The 20,394-nt window shown below is 47.1% G+C and carries 13 protein-coding genes; 5 read left to right on the forward strand and 8 right to left on the reverse strand.

Annotated elements, in window-relative coordinates:
• Nucleotides 1–363: 363 nt before the first annotated feature.
• Entirely contained in the window at nucleotides 364–1,089 is a 726-nt protein-coding gene (locus tag V1467_RS07470) for a FadR/GntR family transcriptional regulator (RefSeq protein ID WP_416308164.1), read from the forward strand.
• Nucleotides 1,090–1,155: 66 nt separating this feature from the next.
• Here the strand turns inward: V1467_RS07470 and uxuA are convergent, their stop codons facing one another.
• From uxuA to V1467_RS07485, 3 genes are all read right to left on the reverse strand, one after another.
• Nucleotides 1,156–2,337 carry a mannonate dehydratase gene (uxuA, locus tag V1467_RS07475; protein ID WP_416308165.1) on the reverse strand — a complete coding sequence of 394 codons (1,182 nt, stop codon included), beginning with the start codon at nucleotides 2,335–2,337 and terminating at the stop codon, nucleotides 1,156–1,158.
• Nucleotides 2,338–2,429: 92 nt separating this feature from the next.
• Nucleotides 2,430–5,321 carry a TonB-dependent receptor gene (locus tag V1467_RS07480; RefSeq protein WP_416308166.1) on the reverse strand — a complete coding sequence of 964 codons (2,892 nt, stop codon included), beginning with the start codon at nucleotides 5,319–5,321 and terminating at the stop codon, nucleotides 2,430–2,432.
• A gap of 141 nt (nucleotides 5,322–5,462) precedes the next feature.
• Nucleotides 5,463–6,752 (reverse strand): DUF4861 family protein, encoded by a 1,290-nt coding sequence (locus V1467_RS07485; RefSeq protein ID WP_416308167.1) that lies wholly within the window; start codon nucleotides 6,750–6,752, stop codon nucleotides 5,463–5,465.
• A gap of 161 nt (nucleotides 6,753–6,913) precedes the next feature.
• Between V1467_RS07485 and V1467_RS07490 the strand changes: the two genes are divergently transcribed.
• The 4 genes from V1467_RS07490 to V1467_RS07505 are packed head-to-tail and all read left to right on the forward strand — an operon-like array spanning nucleotide 6,914 to nucleotide 13,610.
• Nucleotides 6,914–8,155, forward strand: a complete 1,242-nt coding sequence (locus V1467_RS07490; protein WP_416308168.1) for a glycoside hydrolase family 88/105 protein — start codon at nucleotides 6,914–6,916, stop codon at nucleotides 8,153–8,155.
• 58 nt (nucleotides 8,156–8,213) lie between these two features.
• A complete protein-coding gene (locus tag V1467_RS07495; RefSeq protein ID WP_416308169.1) occupies nucleotides 8,214–9,455 on the forward strand; it encodes an alginate lyase family protein in 1,242 nt (413 codons plus the stop codon).
• Nucleotides 9,456–9,477: 22 nt separating this feature from the next.
• A complete protein-coding gene (locus V1467_RS07500; RefSeq protein ID WP_416308170.1) occupies nucleotides 9,478–11,940 on the forward strand; it encodes a glycoside hydrolase family 2 protein in 2,463 nt (820 codons plus the stop codon).
• The gene (locus tag V1467_RS07505; protein ID WP_416308171.1) at nucleotides 11,937–13,610 is read left to right on the forward strand and encodes a hypothetical protein; all 1,674 of its coding nucleotides are present in this window, start codon (nucleotides 11,937–11,939) and stop codon (nucleotides 13,608–13,610) included. The genes V1467_RS07500 and V1467_RS07505 overlap by 4 nt, the downstream gene beginning before the upstream one ends.
• A gap of 7 nt (nucleotides 13,611–13,617) precedes the next feature.
• Here V1467_RS07505 and V1467_RS07510 read toward each other — a convergent pair whose 3' ends face one another.
• From V1467_RS07510 to V1467_RS07530, 5 genes are read right to left on the reverse strand one after another with little or no spacing between them, the layout of a single operon-like run.
• On the reverse strand, nucleotides 13,618–14,574 hold the full coding sequence (locus tag V1467_RS07510; protein WP_416308172.1) for a lysylphosphatidylglycerol synthase transmembrane domain-containing protein: 957 nt from the start codon (nucleotides 14,572–14,574) through the stop codon (nucleotides 13,618–13,620).
• Nucleotides 14,574–16,283 (reverse strand): protein O-mannosyl-transferase family, encoded by a 1,710-nt coding sequence (locus V1467_RS07515; protein WP_416308173.1) that lies wholly within the window; start codon nucleotides 16,281–16,283, stop codon nucleotides 14,574–14,576. The genes V1467_RS07510 and V1467_RS07515 overlap by 1 nt, the downstream gene beginning before the upstream one ends.
• Nucleotides 16,280–17,242 (reverse strand): polysaccharide deacetylase family protein, encoded by a 963-nt coding sequence (locus V1467_RS07520; RefSeq protein WP_416308174.1) that lies wholly within the window; start codon nucleotides 17,240–17,242, stop codon nucleotides 16,280–16,282. Before V1467_RS07520 ends, V1467_RS07515 begins: the two co-directional genes overlap by 4 nt.
• Nucleotides 17,239–18,579, reverse strand: a complete 1,341-nt coding sequence (locus V1467_RS07525) for an NAD(P)/FAD-dependent oxidoreductase (RefSeq protein ID WP_416308175.1) — start codon at nucleotides 18,577–18,579, stop codon at nucleotides 17,239–17,241. The genes V1467_RS07520 and V1467_RS07525 overlap by 4 nt, the downstream gene beginning before the upstream one ends.
• On the reverse strand, nucleotides 18,563–20,269 hold the full coding sequence (locus tag V1467_RS07530) for a glycosyltransferase (protein ID WP_416308176.1): 1,707 nt from the start codon (nucleotides 20,267–20,269) through the stop codon (nucleotides 18,563–18,565). Before V1467_RS07530 ends, V1467_RS07525 begins: the two co-directional genes overlap by 17 nt.
• Between the last annotated feature and the right edge of the window lie 125 nt (nucleotides 20,270–20,394).

A 20,394-nucleotide genomic window follows, 5' to 3' on the forward strand; every position in this document is an offset into this window, starting at 1 on the left:
TTTTATTATGTTTGATGTATTCATTTTGAGTATTAGCTCTCAATTTGTGCCCCAGTCTAAGGGTGACAACATCTGAGGGCAAGTCATAATCCCCTATTTAATTAAGCAATTTACTGATTTTTCAGAAAATTATCATATAACCGCAAATATTTTTGTATATTAATTGCTCAATGTTTAATGAAAATTAAGTAGCGGTTGTTTATCTTTCGTTTGGCTATCAATTTAAACGAATTTAAATGTTATAATCGCGCATCATCTAAGCTGTATAGTTATCAAAGAGTTACCCGCCCACAGACTTTGTTGAACAGATAGAGAATAGTCTAGTGGAGGGAAAATGAGCGCTAACCGGATCAGGACAGGACAATGGCATTTGCTGAAGAAATGATTAGTACCTTGCAACTTCAGGCGATCAAAAATGACAGGTTGTATATGAAGGTCGCAGAGCAACTGCGTAAACTGGTTGACCGTGGAGTGATTAAACCGGGAGAACGCTTCCCCTCCGAACGCGAGTTAGCCGAGCAGCTCGGGGTAAGTCGGCCTACCATTAGAGAAGCGATGATTGCACTGGAATTATCCGGTGTGATTGAAATTCGTACCGGCTCCGGGATTTATGTCAGCAACCAGAAGTCCAAAATCGAACTGGACTTTGCCGATAAAGGTATCGGCTTGTTCGAAATTCTGGAGATCCGCTATATCATCGAAGCGGAAGCTTGCGCATTGGCTGCCAGTCGTATTACTGACGAACAACTTGATCGCTTGCGTGATGCGGTAAAAGAAATGGAAGAAGAGGAAAAAAAGCCGGATGCATCCGAAAAAGCTGACTGTAAATTTCATCTGATTATTGCCGAGGCTGCCCAAAACAGCGCTATTCTGGCGGTAGTAAACTGGTTGTGGGAATTGCGTAATCAGTCAGAATTGAGCAGTGCGTTTTTAGAGCAGATCAGGGAAGAGGGGGTTCATCCGTCGATTGCTGAACATCATAAAATTTTGCAAGCACTGGAACAACGTAATCCTGAAAAGGCCCGTATCGCGATGAAAATGCATATCGAGAATGCCACAGAGAACGCCGCCACCCATTTTGATAGATGATAACAATTAAAAAAAACAGTATGCCATTAGGTTAATGGCATACTGCAATATACTGACCCACCTAAATTACTTAAGTAATGCCCCCACGGTGTGAATCACCCCGCGTAATTCAGCCAGGCCTTTAAGACGACCCACATAGGAATAGCCGGGTTTAACATCTTTCTGGTTCAGCTCATCTTCCAGCAAATGACCATGATCGGGACGCATCGGGATACTGGGCAAGTCATCGCCGCTGGTTTGACGACGTCTTTCTTCGCTAAGTAAGGCCTGTACCAGGCCGACCATATCGTTGTCACCGGCCAGATGATCGGACTCATAAAACGAGCCGTCGGCCTCGCGGATGACGTTGCGCAAATGCACAAAATGGATTTGCGGACCGAATTCTTTGGCCATTTCTACCAGGTTATTATCGCAACGGGCACCGTAAGAGCCGGCACACAAAGTCAGCCCGTTTGCCTTGCCCGGCGCGGCCTGTAATAATTTGCGGGCGTCGTCGGCAGTGGATACCACCCGGGGTAAACCGAATAATGAAAATGGCGGATCGTCGGGATGGATACACATTAGTGCTCCGACAGATTCAGCTACCGGAATAATCTCCTGCAAGAACAAAAACAGGTTCTGGCGGAACCCCTCGGTGCCTAGATTAATAAACTGCTGAATCGTGCTGCGGATAGTCTCCCGGGTATAAGAGCCTTCACCACCGGGCAAACCGGCGATGATATTTTTCTCCAGTTCCAGTTTTTCAATATCGGACATCTTGGCAAAACGGGCTTCTGCTTTGGCAATAACCTCCGGCGCATAACTTTGTCGCGCACCGTCACGTTGTAACAGATAGATATCGTAAGCAGCGAAATCTGTCATCTCAAAACGCAGGGCATGGCTGTTGTTCGGCAGTTTGTACATCAGGTTGGTACGCGTCCAGTCCACTACCGGCATAAAGTTGTAGCAAATGGTGTAAACACCACATTCGGCAGCATTGCGGATTGACTGTTTGTAATTGTCGATATAAGTCTGAAAATCACCCGTACGGGTTTTGATGTCATTGTGAACGGGAATACTCTCAATCACCGACCATTCAAGACCCGCGTCTTCGATGATTTTTTTGCGTTCGGCAATGGCCTCCAATGGCCAAACGTCACCGGTTTTAATTTCATGTAGCGAACTGACAATGCCAGTCGCGCCAGCCTGAGCGATTTTACTCAGACTGATTGAATCGCTGGGACCAAACCATCTCCAGGTTTCAATCATTGTTATTACTCCTGTTCAAACTACTTATTACTATGGGATAACCTCCTCTGAACCATTATGGTTCAGAGGATCAGTCCGGTTATTTTCAGGCTCTACAAACGATATTGTAGCCCCAGAAAATAGCGCGCACCGGAGTACTCAATACGGTTGTAAGCCTCATGAGCGACTCGTTGCTCAACGTAGGGTTCGTTGGTCAAATTCAGAATTTGCAATTTGGCTTTCAGGTTTTTATTGATTTTATAACCCAGTGATAAATCAAACGAACCGGTATCATCAACAAAGCGGTTAGTTTGTGCCAGGTTAGGGCCAAAAGGTTTGTAATATTCAGAACGGTACTTGTAAGACAAACGCGCTGAATAGGTTTCATCTTCCCAGTATAACTGGGTGTTGAAGGTATGTTTAGACAGGCCGGCGATATTGGCCGGAGCAATCTGGACTAATACATCGTCGGTAATATCGGCTCCGGCTTCAGGGGTTTCAAACGAGCTGTCAGCATAATTGTAGTTGACCGCCACACCCATACCATCAAAAGGAGCAGGCAGCCATTTAAATGAATGCATGGCAGTTAATTCAATCCCCTTAATTGACGAGCTGTCGTCTTTGATAGTGACCAGACCGTTGACTTCTACGTTATAGGCTTGCCCATCGACAATCACATCTTCAAAATTACTTTCTGCCTCAAATGCCGCGTTAAACTTTTTGTAATAAACAGCGGCAGACAACATGGTGTCATCTTCGTAATACCAGCTTAATGACGCATCCAGATTATCCGATTCCAGCGCTTCAAGGAAGGGGTTACCCAACGCCGATACGTTGTTTTCCAGTGCTTGTTCGACGGTGGTGAATTCTTCTTCGGCATTCACCTGTCCAATATCGCGTGCCGCACCAAAGAACCACATATCCGGGCGTGAAATGGCCGAGTAGGCCGCCAGTCTCAGCATTAGATCATCTTTCAGTTCCAGACTCAAATTCACACTGGGCAGCAAGTTGGTATAAGTGTTGTGATAAGTATTAAATTCCAGCACATCATTGTTACTCTGGAATACTACAAAGCCATTTGGATCATATTCGACATTATAGGAGGAACGGATACCGGAAGAGGTCACCTTGGTGGTGACATGACGCAAGCCAATATTACCGTCAACCGGGATAGATCCCCACTGGGTATAAAAGCTGGCCATAGCGTAAATAGAAGTGACATCTTCAACCATATCCACATCCCCGGAACTGGGTGTTTTGGGATCCGGGGTTAAGTCGGTATCGCCTACCAATACGTCGTAAGCACAATGGGTATCATAGGTAGCCCAACTGCTAACCGGACTGCCAGCATCATCGCCAAAATCGCTTTGCGGGAATGCGGTTGAGCAATTACTGATTAATTGTTGTAGCTTCTCTGCCCGTTCACCACTGGGGGTGGCCAAATTATTGGATTCTTCCTGATAATTTTTGTGTTTATGGGATGAGGAGGCAATACCGGCACTAAACTTGGTAAACAAGCCTTTATCAAACACATAATCGGCGTCCAGCTTATAACTGTTAATGGTATCAGCGATATCAAAACGGTAATTTCTGGCTTCGCTGTCTGCGCTGAAATAGCTTAAGTCATTGACCGCGCTTTGCCAGTCAATGGCACTTCCGGATGGATCATCCAGATCGGTATAAACGGCGGTGACCTGCGGAAATGTATCGGCATCTTTATTAACAAAATCAAAATAGGTGCGGTCCCCACGGAAACGCGCATAGGTGCGGGTTTGATAGCGATAGGTATCAGAATACGCTGCATCGGCAGTCAGGGTTAAATTCGGTGTAACTGTCCATTCTATATTGGCACCTAAACCCTTATATTCTTCGTCGCGTACCCGGTATTCACCATAGGAGCTGATGCGTGACTCACCGGTATAGGACATCAGCGCATGTTCATCATTAGTGGTCCAGTTGGTAATGCGGCGACGGCCATCATCCCATAGCAAATCGTGACGATCTTCATAATAGTTACGGTCGGACCATTGGCCGTCTATATTGATATCGAACTTGTCATTGGGTTGCCATTGCACGGCAAAAATTACCGCATCACGATCTTCGATCGATTCCATCTGCCGATAGTAAAAAGAATTTGGTATAAAGAAATAGTCACCATTGGCCGGGTTGCCACCATTGGCAGCGGCATTATCATCGGCATAGTTACAGTTACTGCCACCATCTAGCTGATAGTCGGAATTACAGTTGCGCAAGGTTGAGCTGGTATTGTAGCTCTCTTCGGGGGAAGAAGTTTTGCCACCGGAATAGCCCAATGCATAGCCGAATTTGCCCAGGTCGGTATCAAAGGTATCGGTAAAGGAGAATGATTCGCGGTGGCCAATACCCTTATCGCCATCAAATTTGTCCTGATAAGGATTGTAGTTGCCTTTTACTTCGGCTTGTAAACGGCGCTTGCCATAATCAATGGGCTTGATGGTCTGTAAGTCGATTAATCCGGATACGCCGCCTTCGAGTAAGTTGGCAGTCTGTGCCTTATACACCACCACACCATTAACCAGTTCGGAAGGAAACTGGCTAAATGCCACTGAGCGGTTACCACTGCCGGATGATATCGCGCGGCCATTGACGGTGGAAAACCCCAAGAAGGGACCCAGACCACGAATCGAAATCTCACTGGCATTGCCTTTAAAACGATCGCCGCTAACACCGGTGATACGCTCAAGTGTTTCGGCCACAGACAAATCTGGCAGTGCACCAATTTCCGCCGAAGACAAGGCATCAACAATAGTGGCAGAACCCCGTTTTACAGCAATGGCACTGCGATAAGTATCACGAATACCGCTGACTTGTATGACTTCCACATCAGCAGCTTTAGGTTCTTCTTGCTGCGCTTGTTGGGCCTGAACTGTACCTGCTGACGCCAGTAACGCCGCATGAACTGACAGACTGAGTAGAGAATTTTTCAGTTTTCTGGCTGGATTTGGTGTGTGCTGTATTGATTTCATCGCAAGCTCTCCGCATTTTTGTATTAGTTGTTTGTGTATTTTTTGTTAATAAGTAAAACAGCCTGCAGTCTATGCGATGAAATTATGATGTCAAGTGGTAAGGCCAATTTAATTCACTTTTAGTTAACATTCTAATTTTGTCTATTGATCTGCTGCCAATTTGACCAAAATCGGGTTGTTCAGTCTGCTTCGGGTGTCAGTAAGAAATTGCTCAAATGCTTGCTGATCCTTGGCTCCGTCCTGCTCTGCTGACCAGTTGGCGAAAAAATAGTAATGCACTGGTGGGGTACCAAGGTTCAGCACCACCGCATCGGTTTGTTGTTCTTTCACAAAGCCGCTGGCTTGACGACAGGGATAAAATACCCCCAAGCCAAGGTTGTCTTTGGCCAGACTTTGTTTGCCGTAAGTGGCCAGATAGCACCATTTTTTATCGGTATCGGCACTAACAAAGCGTTGCACCTGATGATCGACTATTCCGGCAATCCATTGGGTTACGCCGGGAGCCCTAGCTGTCACCTCGGTTAAACGGCTGCCCGGTGCGATGGCGTAGCGGCTAGATAAATCGGTGCTAATATCACCAAATTGCCAATGGCTGTGTTGTAACACTGCACTGGCTAAAACCGGGCCATTATTAATAGTGGCCTGTGCGTTACTAAACTGGTTCAACTGTACAATTTGACCATGGTTAAATCCGGCTACCGCCCCCACACCAACTGATGGACCGACCTTCAAGATATCCATGCCCCAGTCACCTAAGCTATGATAGTTGCCGCCATCCAGGCCGACTTGAGTCAGGGCAAGTTGCGGTTTGATTTTGCCAAAAACATCGGTGGCGCTGCGATGATCAAAATAAAACCGGTAGGCTACCAGCTCGGACTCCCAGCCAATTCCTTCATATTTAAATACTTTATTACCAATGCTGTGGTCGGCCGGAATCGAGAACTGTCGGGCGTTAATATAATGGCCGCCCTCAAGACGCATTTTATCGTTCATCCGGCCACCTACACGCACCGCCAGCTCTGCGTGAGTGCGATTGGAAGGGATAGCCTCTGGCGCCAACGTATCCGCGCTATACAGAGATAGCGTGCGGGTTTGCCTGGCACTGAAGTCTGCCAGAATAGTCAGGGTATCTGCGCGACCATCCATATTGGTATCCAGCATCTGGCTGGGCAAAGGCCTGTTGCCGGACATCGCTATAACGGCGTTACTGCGGGCATTAGGAAGCTGTTGATATAGCGATTCGAGCGGCACACGGATCTGACTGTCGGGTCTGTCAATATTCAGGCTATTGGTCGCATTAATATTGATGTGGCCACTTAAGTCAGCCACTTTATGGGTAGCCGCTATGGTCGGAAGACTGCTGGCTAATATTAGTAATAACGATAATTTTACTCCTGCCTGACAGGTTTTGGCGGCGTGATTAATTGTCATGATTTACCCATTGCTTGTTAGTTAAATGTTAAATTGGGTGGACTTGCATTTGGGCAGAGTATAATATGAATTAATTGGTAAGGCCACATTACCTGATTGTTCGATGCATCGATTTATCCTGTTTGTGGATGCATGAAGTGAGACAACCTAAGGAAAACAGTATGAACAAAGTTTGCCGTATATCAGGCATAACAATATTGCTAAGCGGTTTTATCAGCGCTAATTGCTTTGCCGGTGCAGATTCGATCGTTACTTATCAGACTCCTGTCACTCAAAATCTGTCACTTAGCGATAAATTAACCAAAAACACGGTGCAGCAAGTGGGCCGGCAAGTGGCCGACTGGCAATTGGCCCAGTTTGATCTTCGCTCAGGACAAATGCGTGAAGAAGACCGGGTGAGTGGTTTACCAACAGGCTGGATGTACGCGACTTTTAACATTGGTTTGCTGCGCTGGGCTGATACTGTTAAGGATGCCGGTTATCGTCAGGCGGTAGAAAATTTATCCGCGATTAATCGCTGGCAGCTAGGGCCGCGTCGCTATCACGCTGACGATCAAGCTATGGGAGATGTGTATCTTTCCTTGGCAGGTAAAAATTCTGACAGCCAAAAAATAGCCCATGTTGTCAATAATTTTCGTTATGTTGTGGCCCATCCCAGTGATCGCTCACTGGATTTCAGGGACAAACGTAAAGAAGTGAAAGACACACCACTTCGCACCTTTAAAGATCCCTGGTGCACTATTCGCTGGTGCTGGGCTGATGCGATCTTTATGGCTCCTCCTGTGTTGGCACATTTGGCTGCAGTAACGGATCAGCAGCAGTATCTGCAGTTTATGGACAAGGAGTTTTGGGCGACCACTGATTACCTGTTTGATTCTGAATATGAATTGTACCTGCGCGACAGCCGCTATTTTGATCGTAAAGATGATAAGGGCAGGCCGATATTCTGGGGACGAGGCAATGGCTGGGTGTTGGCCGGTATCGCCCGTACGCTGGAGTATTTACCTGATGATTTTATTGGCAAGTCACGCTATGTAGAATTATTTCAAAAAATGAGTCGGACCCTGACAACCTACCAGAATGTGGATGGTAGTTGGCCTTCATCATTGCTGGAAAAACATCAGGCTAAACCTGAATCCAGCGCCACCGGTTTACTGGTGTTTGCGATGGCCTGGGGAGTCAATAACAACTTACTCGATAAAGACACCTTTATGCCGGTGATTCAAAAGGGGTGGCAATCGTTGGTCGCCAGTATCCATCCCGATGGCAAGGTCGGGTACGTGCAACAGGTAGCGTTTGCGCCGGGCAGTGCTACCGCAGATGATACCCAGCTTTACGGCAGTGGTGCGGTATTATTGGCCGCATCGGAAGTGTATAAACTGACTCGCTTGCTGGCAGAGTAAACCGATGTTTATGACCTCCAATAGTCAAATTATGTGCTCGCTAATTATGGTTGTTTCTATGTTAGCGCCTTCCGTCAGTGCGGCAGAAACCAGGGCGATTGAGTCAAAGGGCAGTTCGCTGATTTGGAATATTGATGTTCTGACTGCGAACAAACGTAACATGCACAAGGATAAATCAGTCAGCGAGGCGATTAACACTATACGTGAAGAGGCTGATAAAGCACTTAGGTTGCCGCCATTGACGGTAACCAATAAAAAACAACTCCCCGCCAGTGGTGATCCTCATGATTATTTTAGTGTTGGACCTTACTGGTGGCCGGATAACAGCAAACCGGACGGCTTACCCTGGGTCCGTCAAGACGGTCAGGTTAACCCGACATTCCGTTATAACCAGGCCGACAATGTGTTATTCAAAACACTGGTTCAACGCATTCAGGCATTGGCATACAGTTATTTTTATACTGACCGGACGCAATATGCTGCACAGGCAATCAAGTTACTACGAGTCTGGTTTATCGATGCTGAAACCCGGATGAACCCCAATCTCAATTACGCACAAAGTATTCCCGGACGCACTGATGGCCGCGGTATTGGCATTATCGATTTTCGTTCACTGGTGTATTTACTGGATGTGTTGCCGCTGTTGCAGGCACAGATGACAGAAGTCGAACAACAAGCACTGCAGCAATGGCTGCAAGATTTTCTGGATTGGCTTAAACACAGCGCCAACGGGCAGGACGAAGCGGCGATGCACAATAATCATGGCAGTTTTTATGATTTGATTGTGACTTCTGTGGCCTGGTATCTGGATGATCATCAACTGATCAAAGAGACGGCAAGCCATACCCGCCAGCGGATCCTCGCGCAAATACAGTCTGACGGAAAACAGCCCCATGAACTGGTCAGAACCCGACCTTTTCATTACAGCACCTTTAATCTTAAAGCCTTGTTTGGTGTCGCCCGCGTGGCGTCGCGGATAGGAGTGGATTTATGGCAGACAAGTGACCGCGAACAAACTGCGGCTTCTGCCAGAATGCTAATCGCCTACCAGTACCTTATCGATAACATTGATAATTCCCGACAGTGGCAGGGGAGTCAGGAAGCTAAACCTGCACTGAAAGAAATGGTCAGCTTGGCCTATCAGGCAAAACTGATTTATCAGGATAACCGTTTTTTTGAGCTGCTCGGTAATATGCCCGAAGACGTATTGCAACAAGTACAACAATGCAGATTGGTTTTTACTGCAGCATACACACCAATGGCGTCTCAACAAACTGCTAACCCGTTTTGCGACTACTAAATCTTAACAAGAGAGCGAAATAATGAAGTTGATTCTTACCCTGTTAAACCCGCGTCGAGGGATAACATCGTTACTGGTCATTTTGCTGGCATTGACTTCGTCACTTGCCCGGGCAGGAAACAGTGCAGATTATCCGCCACAACTGATTAATGCTGACTGGCAATACTTGCAGCGGGACTACCTTAAGCCACAGCAAGCACAAGCCAGTGATGAATGGCAAGCTATCAGTTTACCGCATAGCTGGAATGCCACCGATACTATCGATGCAATTCCGGGATATCGTCGCAGCGCGAGCTGGTATCGTAAGTCTATGGCAATTAATGCCAAACCCGGTGATCGTACTGCGTTATATTTTGAAGGGGCCAATTTCGAGACCGATGTGTACGTCAATGGTCAACGTGCCGGTGGACATATCGGTGGTTATGTAGGCTTTGAGGTGGATATTAGCGATTTGATTAAGACCGGACAGAGTAATGAAATTCTGGTCCGCGTATCTAACCAATACAACCGTAACCTGATCCCGTCACAAAAGTCCGATTTCTTTTTATATGGTGGTATCACTCGTGATGTATGGCTAAAACAGCGCCCGGCCAATGCGATTGCCAAGGTTTTGGTAAGCACCCCTAGTGTGTCTGATCAGCAGGCCAGCACAGCAGTACAGGTGAGCCTGGATCTGGCGGATAAACAGGATTATCAATTGGTTGCCAGCATTTATGATCCACAAGAAAAACAGGTTCAGTCAGTCCGCCAAACGCTAAAAAAAGCAACTGATCCCGTTACTGTAGCTATTCCCGTGATTAATCAGCCGCAACTATGGTCGCCCTCAGAGCCGAATTTATACCAGCTTAAAGTCGAACTACAGAACGACAAAAATCAGCTACTGCATAGCCAAACGGAAACTTTCGGCTATCGCTGGTTTGAAATGCGTGCCAATAAAGGCTTTTTTATTAATGGTAAACGCCTGTTATTGCGCGGTACCCATCGGCATGAAGAACAGGCCGGTGTAGGCCCCGCTATGTCCAATCAGCAACATCGGCATGATATGCAAATGATCAAGGATATGGGGGCCAACTTTGCGCGCCTGGGTCATTATCCGCAAGATCCTGAAGTGTATCGGGCCGCCGATGAACTGGGCCTGATCATCTGGGATGAACTTCCCTGGTGTCGTGGCGGTAAAGGCGGTGAAGAATGGGAGCAAAATACCGAACGCCTGCTGCGTGAGCAGATCAACCAGAATTACAATCATGCCAGTATTGCTTTCTGGTCATTGGGTAATGAAATGTACTGGGAAGAAGATTTTGTCGGCGGCGGTGCTGATGACGTGGTGACGCCTTATCTGCAACACTTGAATGATGTGGCCAAATCGTTGGATACCAGCCGTTTAACCTCTATTCGTAAATTTTATCCGGGCGATAAAATTGTGGACGCATTTTCGCCTTCTATCTGGGCAGGTTGGTATGGCGGTTCTTACAGCCAGTACGCCGACAGTGTTAAAAAATCCATGGCCAAGTATCCCAACTTTATTCATATGGAATACGGTGGCTCCAGTCATGTTGGCCGTCATACCGAAACACCGATCAGTTCAACCGGCATCCGTGGTGCGCAGGTATCGGTGTCCGAAGCGATGAATCAGGCAGTGGTAAAAAGCGTCGCCAAAGATTCCGACTGGAACGAGAACTATATTGTGGATTTGTTTGACTGGCATTTGCAGGTGTCGGAAAGCAAGCCTGATTTTGCCGGTAATGCCCAGTGGGCGTTTAAGGATTTTGGTACACCGCTACGTCCGGAAAATCCTATCCCCTATATGAACCAGAAAGGTCTGGTAGACAGAAACGGTGAGCCTAAGGATGCCTATTACGTGTTCAAGAGTTACTGGAGCGATGAACCTTTCTGTTATATTGAGTCTCACACATGGACCCACCGTAATGGCCCTAAAGAAGGGCGCGATGTCACAGTATATTGCAATACCGAATCCGCCGAACTGTTGCTGGATGGTCAGTCGCTAGGTCGTAAAATCAAACAAAAAAATGTGGTACCCGCCGGTGGACTGGTCTGGAAAGTGCCGTTTAAAAATGGCGTTAACCAGTTAAGCGTAAAAGGTTTCAATGCTAAAAAACAGGTCGCCGAGGATGCCACGCAAGTGTCGTACTTGATTGGTAAGCATGACAAGTTTGATCATATCCGTTTAACCGCTGACAAAATGGACAATGGTCACTGGTTAATTCAGGCCGAAGCGCTGGATAAAAATAACCATCGGGTACTGGATTATAACGAACGGGCCTATTTTTCTAACCTGACCAGTCATGGTGAATTGCTTGAAAATCGCGGTACGCCTCATCAAAGTAGCATTATTGAAATGGCCAGCGGTCAGGTGGCGATTGAATATATGGCTGCCGATAAACCCGCTACTATCGAATTTCGCACCCAGAATATTAAAGGTGTGTATATCACTATCGATCCGGTGAAAGGAGTGATAGCGCAATGAGGGCAAAAACCATAGCTGTTGCTGCCCTGGGCTTGTTATCGGTGAACCTGTGGGCGTCGAATGTTAACGCCACAGAACTGCCAAAAATATTAACCGATAAGGCCGTGCAGCAAACCAACTATCTGCCGGATTATTCCTATGCCGGTTATGCCAATGGTGAGCGGCAGCCGGATATCAGCGAATATCGGGTAATAGATGTTGAGCAACATCATATTAATGCTAATGATGGCAAAGATGACAGTCTTGCCTTGTTGGCGCTGTTGGACGAACTGAACAACCAAACCCGCCCTGTGGTGCTGCAATTTGCTGCCGGACGCTATATTTTAAGCGAGATTATTTATATCCAGCGCAGCAATATTGTTTTGCGTGGCAGCGGCAGTGGTGAAGGGGGGACCGAGTTTTACTTTCCGCGCCCGCTTAATTACGTCAAACCGCCTGCTGAACTGGCCGAGTTGCGCGAATATCTGCTGTCACTGAACAAAATCCAAAAAGAAAAAACCAATAATATTGCCTTGCCATTTTCGCAGTGGTCATGGAGTGGCGGTTTTTTCTGGAGCAAAGTTGACGGACAACGGGTTAAGCAGTATCTGTCCGCCTATGAGCAGCCTTCACAATTGTTAGCGCAGGCCATCAATGGTAAGCAGGGCGAGTTTAGTTTAACGGTTAACGATGCCAGCCGGTTACAGGCGGGACAGGTAATTGAAATCAGCTGGTACAATCCCGAAGGTGAGCAGGGCTCTTTTCTGAATGAACTTTATGGTGAAGAGAAAATTAAAATCGGTTCCCATCATTGGCAACAGCCGGAACTGGCGTTAGCTCGTCAACAGGTGTTGATTACCGATGTACGAGGGCAACGAATACAGATAAAAGCACCATTGCTGCATAATATCCGGCCACAATGGCATGTCAGTTTGTCTGAATGGCAACATTTGCAGCAAGTGGGATTTGAGCACTTTAAAATTGCCTTTCCCTATGCGGAAAATATCGCCCACCATGTGGAGCAGGGCTTCAACGGCCTGTATCTGACCCGACTGTTTAACAGCTGGGTCGATGATGTGCAGATTAATAACGCCGACAGCGGTATTCTGACCGAAGAAATTGCCAGTGTGACGATTAGCAACGTGACCACCGGCGGTGACAAGCTGGCCCATTATTCAGTACAAATGGGCGGTGTGCATAATGTGTTGGTGGATCATCTGCAGGTGAATAACCGGGTGCGGCATCCATTGAGCTTTAACACTTTTTCTACCCGCAGTGTTTACGCCAATAGCGCGGTGGCCGAGCAACCTTTACTGGATCAGCACAGCGGCATTAATCAGCAGAATCTGTTTGATAATATTCAGGTGCGTATCACGTTGCCAGCCAAAGGTGATAAACATTATGCACTGTTTAAAGGCGGTGGTGCCGGTTACTGGAAACCTTCCCATGCGGCCTATAACAGCTTCTGGAATATTCGCGCTGAGTTTACCAATCGCTTTGAAGATAACCAACCGGTGTTACTGGATGGTATGCAGGATGGGCCGTTCGCCAGACTGATGGGTATTTCGGCTAATCAGCCAGTTAAGGTGGAATATGGCCCAACGGCGTATATGGAAGGGATTAACCATTATTATCAGGATGTGCCGTCACTATATCAATACCAGCTTAACCAGCGGATTAAAGCTCATTGACAGCCAGTTAACCCGGCAATTTGGTCGGGTTTTTTAACTGGATATAAGCAATCGCGCCGGCAAATAATGGCGGTAAGGTGATAAGCAGGTTATACAGCAGGGATGCCAGAATAATCTTGTCTGCGGGGTAACCCAGGGGCAACATGACAAACAAAAATGCTGCCTGAAGCGTACCGATAAAGCCGGGACTGGTGGGTAAAAATAGCCCGGCTGTCGTGGCAAACATCACCAAGGCAGCTATTGTCCAGTCGGTTGCTAGTCCTGCCGCCTGAAGACAAAAGTAGAGGGTGAGTAAAATCAGTAACCACATCAACAGACTGGTGAATAATATCGTTGACCAGCGTTGGCGGTAATCAAGCATTTGCTGGCCTGCCAGGACTAATTTAGCGACTAACTGGCTGATATTGTTGTGGCGATAGTGTTGTTCCAGCCGTTGTAATTGGCTCACCCACCAGCGAGCCTGCCAGATTGCCGATAAACCTGCTAATACACCCAGTACACTTAATACCATTGTAAGGCTAACTATTTCTTGCGGCAGTGGAGCTGACTGCTGGGAAAATACAAGCGCGACAAATAAAATAACCACCACACACAACACATCCAGCCCTTTTTCAATCAGTATGCCGCTCAATAGCCGACTGCCACTTAATTGATGGTGCTGGCGAATAAGACCGGCTCGAAGCGCTTCTCCCATTTGCATGGGCACCAGGATATTGCCCGCATAGCCGGTTAGAATATACGGAAGCAGGGTCGTCGTACCAAGTGTTGTTTCGGTGAGCATAATTCGCCAGCGCCACGCCTTAACCACAAAAAACAGCGCATAACACAAGGCAGCTACGCCCATTTTGGTAATAGACCAGTCTAGTTGGATAACTTGCTCAATTTCGCCCGAAGGCGGCAAGGCGAAGTATAATAATAGCAAACTGGTGACGATACCCAGGCAGGTTAGGGCAAAGGTTTTCATTATTTTGCCGGTGCTTGCAGCAGATAGGTTGCTGACATTTGAGCTGGCTGATAAATCGCTGGAATTTTTTGGCTAAATTGCTGTATTTTCAGGTTTAACATCGGATCACCGCTATTAAACAATTCGTCAAATACCATCACACGACCATTGTGTTGCCAATGCTGCTGCATATTCGCGGCGATAGATTGGCCGTTAAAATCACGCCCACGGCTGAGTAGTGATAAGTTGTTAAGCTGATTGTCCATTAATGCACTAAGCAACTCGCCGGTCTCATTTTTACCTATATATAAAATTTTTGCCGGTGAAAGGTAACGCAAGGCCTCTGCAAAACCGGCGTCACCACTGACAATAACCAGATCATCCGCAGTGGCGTGCTCTATAACCCATTTGCCTTTTATTCGGTGATATTCCTCACCCGGGTTGTGCACCAGTAACATGCCAGCCAACAAGTTATGGGCGAATAACAAACTAACCAGTAGAACTAAGGTTTTTTTATGCGTGTCTAGCAAGGGCTGAATAATCCATAGACTAACCAGTATTGTTAAAGGAGCCAACAACATAATCCAGGCCTCAGTGCCAGCGGGATTAAGGCGGCCAATAATGGCGCCATTGATCAATACCCAGATAACCACCACCCAGACCTGTCGACTGATTTGCGAAAATCTGACTTTTGGCAAGCGGCTAGCAAGCAAGAATAGAATAATACCTATCAGTAAAATATGGCTAACGGCAAACAGATAGCGCCAGGGGCCAATACTTTTGGCCAGAAATATTTCTTCGGTGATCACATTTTGCGGAAATAACCAATGAATAAATTGTTGTACGGCATGAAATGAAAATATCCAGTTGGTGGAGACAGTATCGTGACTCAGCGCGAAAAGCGCGCGCAACATCGATACAATCACCGTCATAAATGACATCGCCGGTACCATAAACTCTTCCGAACGCTGGGATAAAAACTGGATAAAGCTGTCGAGCGACAGCGGCTCTGGCCAGAATAACCAGAATCCCCACAGATAACCGGCCAGCAGGGTACAACCTGCCGCACAATAATAACCACCAACGGCAATAATCTGACCACCGCCAAGGGTTAACAACGGAAAGGCAAACAACAGCGGGATCGCATCAGGTTGGTAGAACAGGATACTCAGCCCCGCCAGGACGCCAACCAATAACTGATATTTAAGCGATTGCCATCGTGGAGTTAACATCAGATGGAATATCAACAAACACAGCGCGGTAGCGGCAATATAGACTTCGGCCTCGGCGGCGTAACGCCAGAAACCGTAACTGAATGCCAGTAACAGGCTACCCAATACCGCTGCTTGAGGGGATAATTTAAAATCGCGATACAGAATACGTAATAACAGTAATAAACTGATTGCGGCGCAACAGGCAGAAAACAATCGCATGGAAAATAGTGCTGAAACAGTCATATCCAGCAATCCGCTCAGTGCATTAATAGCGATATAAACCACCTTGCTCAGCATATGGAACAGCATCAGGCGCGGGTCGGACACATGGCTAAAGCTGAATTGCTCTGTCCGGTAAGCGAAGGCGTAAACATCATCTGTTTCACTTAAATTGCCCGCCATAGTTAACAGGTAAAAGGCAGTGAACAGTACAAATACAATCAGATTAGCGAGTTTGTCACCGGCTAAAATGTTGTTGAGTGTGTGATGATACCTTTGTGTCAGTGATTTATTCATCCTTTAATCTCTTTACCCGGTGCAGATATAGCTGACATTTCAGCTATATAATCGCGCATCGACAGCGGCCGGAAATACTGCTGAAACAGTCCCATTACCTGATGCATAAAAGCCATTTTTTGGGCGCAGCTGCGGCGCATACCGGGTAAATAGTCCAGGTCAATGCCATCGTCGTAGCCGATAAAATCAGTGCAATGCAATAAAAAAGAAGGCTCAATACGGCGCAATCGACACAATAACAATGCGGTTTTAAAATAGCCCAGTGCCAGTTTTTCGGAGCGATCAGCCAGATAATGTAGATAGGTACCATGAAAGGGTAAACGCAGTAGCGGCATACTGGTTACCGGGATTTCCAGCAACTGTTGCTGCTGATATTGCCAATAGTAGGGTTTGAGTGGCTGCCATGCCTGTTCCAGACTGCCATACAGCTGTTTATCCTGTTTAGCGGTACCCGTTTTCATGCTTTTTTGATGATACCAGCGCGCCAGTGCACCAACACTATTGGGCAAAGTCGAGGCATCGTAACTAAAACCCAGTTTAAACAAGGTTTTTAATAACGCCGGTGATTGCCCAAACGCCGGCCCCCTGAATCCTGTGGGCGTTTGGCCACTGGCCTGAAAGATAGCCTGTTGGGCGGCACTGATTTCCTGTTCTAATTCTGCTTCGCTGGCCTGATGTAAATCCATCTGGTGATGGAACGAATGGTTGGCTATTTCATGATGATGGGCGCTGATACTCTGATACAGAGGTTGATTGCCAGCTTGGCTGGCATCCTGACCGATAGCAAAAAAGGTAATGTTTAATTGCCGCGATGCCAGAAAGTCCACAATACGCGGGATCACCAGAGGTAAAAAGTTTGGATATTGTTGCCACTGCGCTAAGCCGAAACTGCGCTGATAGCACCATAAATTGTCCATATCCAGCGACAGACTGGCGGGCTTTTTATTGGGTGAAGTCATTTTGACAACGCCCATTGCTGGCAGAACAGTTCGGCGCCCTGATTAGCCAGTTTGACGGTTTCCTCCACACTGAGTGAGGCATTGAGTATTTGCGCCGAATTTAATACATACAGGCCTTTAATTGAGGTCTCCACCGGTGGCAGACAGGCTGAATAATTTAAGGTGGAAAGCGCCACCACATGGCGGGTTCGGGCTAACTTAAAGGCCTGAATATCAGACTGTTTCAAATCCGGATACATGGCTAATAACGCCTGGCTAAATTGCTGTTCTATTTGCTGGTCGGACAGGGCAAATACCGCATCATCGCTGGGAACGTATTTAGGTAAATAGACCAGATGCTGCCCCTTAAAACTGGCGGGATCAACCAACGACGTCATTTCAATCACCGCCGTAAAAGGGCTGGATTCATCAGTGATATAAGTCAGGTAAGCACCGGCTAACGGCCGGTTGAGGACCACCGAGGCACAGACAATCCCCTGATAGACAATATCCGTATGCTGTTGTTTTTCACTGGCCGTCAATTGCGGACACATTTGGCTGACTAATGCCCCGGCACAAGTATTGATGACTTGGTCAAATTGGTCGTGTTTTTCACCACATTGCACGGTTAAATGGTCGGATGTGGCTAGGATAGACTCCACTTTGGCAGAGGTGATTATCCGCACCTGACGCGATTGCAGTTTTTGAGTCAATGCATCAATAACCCGCTGATAGCCACCGGGCACATAACCGAACATTTCGGTTTTTAAGCCACCGCGCCGCGCCGCGTAAAAACGCCGGATCACCGACCAGATAAAAGCAGCAGAGGCTTTATCGGCGTTATCGCCCAATTTTGCCCGTAGCAATGGCCGCCATAATTTTTGATAGGTGTTTTTGCCGGAGATTTTGCTTAGCCATTGACGGGCAGTGACTTTCTCCAGTTCACTGCCATCTTCTATTCGCGAGCCGTATAAAATATTCAGCGCCAGTCGACATTTATCCAGCAAATTTAATACCGGTAAACTCAGGTAATCCACCACATTGTTGAGCGGATACATGGCTTTTCCGGTATAAAAATGGGTACGGGTAACTTGCCAGTGAATATCCTGTTCCAAATCCAGCTCTTGTAATAACGCGCGCAAGTTTTGATCGGATAACATGGTTACGTGATAGTAGCGTTCCCACTCCAGCTCGCCTACCTGCCAGGTGGAAGCCAGGCCACCGGCTTTTTCTGCCGCTTCCAGTATGGTGACTTTGACATTATATTGGCTGAGGCGGTAGGCCAGTGTCAGTCCCAACATGCCGCCACCGACAATACCGATGTGTAAAGGGGCGGTGGATTTACTGGCGGATGTCATTGTGCGGCCTTGTTACCGATAAACTCACCGGCATCGGGATATTCAGCCAACGGGCTGCAGCCAACCGCATCACCAGTTTGATATGCTGCCAGCTGGTCACCATCACATTAATTTTGGACTCACCCAGTAAGCGTACTTCCAGCCGGGCAGGGTACTCAACGATGTTATATCCGGCTAAATCCAGCTTGCCCAGGATTTCGGTAACGCCACAAAAGCCGCTGTTGTGGATCTGTAAATCACGGATAGTGCGAGTGCGGTATAAACGAAAACAACTGGTGTAACTTGTCAGCTTATGATGTAACACGCTGCGATACAGCAGCGCCGAACCCAGTGATAGTGACATCCGCCACCAGGGGACATTCTGCATCATGCCCTGTTTATGTGCCGGTGAGGCTACCACAATATCTACTTCATCTTTGAGTAAAGGCAACATATCCAGTAACTGCTCGGGGGAAAAGGTGCAGTCGGCATCCAGTACCGCCAGCAATTCGGTATTAACCTGACTAAAACCGGTAATCAATGCTGCGGCGATGCCCTGGTTTTTTTTATGCTGAAGCAGCGTTACATTCGGATCGTCAGCGTAATCCTGTTGCAGTATCGACCAGGTGGCATCGGCACTGCCGTCATCGATAAAAATAGTTTGCAGTGCAAATTGTTGACGGGATTTTTTGGCAAAGCGTTGCAGGGTATTTTTTAAATAGGGCAGGCTTTGCGCTTCATTAAAACAGGGGATCACCAGTGTCAATGGAAGACGTTGACCCACGCTGACTTGGGGGAGTGGAGTGACAGTTGCTTGAGTTTTGTTGTTAACAGCAATTGTTTTTGGCTCGGGCAAACTGAGGTTGTCGCGGATGGATTCAAAGCGGTAGCGATCCAGATAGTACTGGATTTTCCACCGCATGGTTTCCAGGTTGCGATAGTGACGCATTTTTTGAATAGGTGGCGCAGCCGAAATCCTGGGTTGTTGAGGATCCAGCTCCCACAGATGAAAATACAACACCATGGGATGGTGAGGGTGTTGTTTTAACCACCTTCGGATTTGCCACTGGAATAACCTGGCCGGAAATTGTCGCCAGTAGTTACCGCCGGAAATGGGAACTGACCAGCGCATCAAACTGGCAGATGATGCCGGGACTTCATAAATACTGCCGTGAGGGGTGTTCTGTTGATGGACAATGCTGCGCTGTGGCTGATCCCCAAAATGGAATCCAACTCGTGCAATACTGGAATCGTAGTAAAATCCCATTTTCGCCAACTCATCCAGTAACCACAGGTCTTTGGCTTTTAGCCAACCGCGCGCCATTCTAAATCCCTGAACCTGTTGACCAATAGCATTTTCAACTGCTTGCTTGGAGCGTTGTGCATCACCAACAAAATCTTCTGCGCTCAATTCATCAAGGTTATTGTGATAGTAACCCAGGCAGGCAATTTCGTGGCCATGTTGCACAATACGCTGCAATAACTCTGGATGTCGATCCGCTATCCAGCCACTGACAAAAAAGGTAGCAGTGGCGTGACTGTCTTCCAGTAGTTGTAATGCTAACTCGACATTCTGGGTTAAACGGCTCTCGAAGCGACTCCAGTAATGGTTGGGGATCAAGTTGCGAAAGGAACCAACCTGAAAATAATCCTCAATCACAATGGTCAGGATATGCTTGTGTTGTTCCTGTATCGGGATATCAGACGTCACTGTATTTAGCCATTGGTTATTATTATCACTGTGAACCGCGATTTAAAAACAAAAACGGCAGTTAACACTTGTGGTTAGCAGCTGGGTTTAGATTAATCCTAAAAATGTTAATTTTCAAACAGTTA

The sequence above is a fragment of the Neptunicella plasticusilytica genome (genome assembly GCF_047922965.1).
GTDB lineage: Bacteria > Pseudomonadota > Gammaproteobacteria > Enterobacterales > Alteromonadaceae > Neptunicella > Neptunicella plasticusilytica.